Annotated in this window: 1 pseudogene; it reads left to right on the forward strand. The window is 30.7% G+C overall.

The annotated features are described in order from the left end of the window. Positions 1-600: pseudogene (locus tag L8Y18_RS08630) on the forward strand (methyl-accepting chemotaxis protein); the annotation flags it as partial.

Below are 600 nucleotides of genomic sequence, written 5' to 3' on the forward strand. Positions count from 1 at the left end.
GCCAAAGCCATCAATGAAAACATCACTAAAACTAAAAATGCATTAGAACAAGATGCTAAAGCAGTAGAACAATCAGTTGATACAGCTAAAGAAATAGAAGGTGGTAATCTAACAGCAAGAATAACAGCAATTCCTGCTAATCCTCAATTAATAGAATTAAAAAATGTATTAAATGATATGCTTGATGTATTACAAGCAAAAGTTGGTTCTAATATGAATGAAATCAATAGAGTATTTGATAGCTATAAGGCATTAGACTTTACTACTGAAGTTAAAAATGCTAAAGGTGGAGTTGAAGTAACTACTAATGTATTAGGTCAAGAAATAGTAGCTATGTTAAGACAATCATCTGAATTTGCTTCTTTATTAGCAGATGAGAGTGGTAAATTACAAAGTGCTGTTAAAGACTTAACAGATTCTTCATCTTCTCAAGCTTCTTCTTTAGAAGAAACAGCAGCAGCATTAGAAGAGATTACTTCTTCTATGCAAAATGTATCTCATAAAACTAGTGAAGTTATTGCTCAAAGTGAAGAGATTAAAAATGTTACTTCTATAATAGGTGATATTGCTGATCAAATTAACCTACTTGCATTAAATGCA

Origin of the sequence: Campylobacter sp. CNRCH_2007_0968H (genome assembly GCF_025773245.1) — a bacterium.
Classification (GTDB): domain Bacteria; phylum Campylobacterota; class Campylobacteria; order Campylobacterales; family Campylobacteraceae; genus Campylobacter_D; species Campylobacter_D lari_D.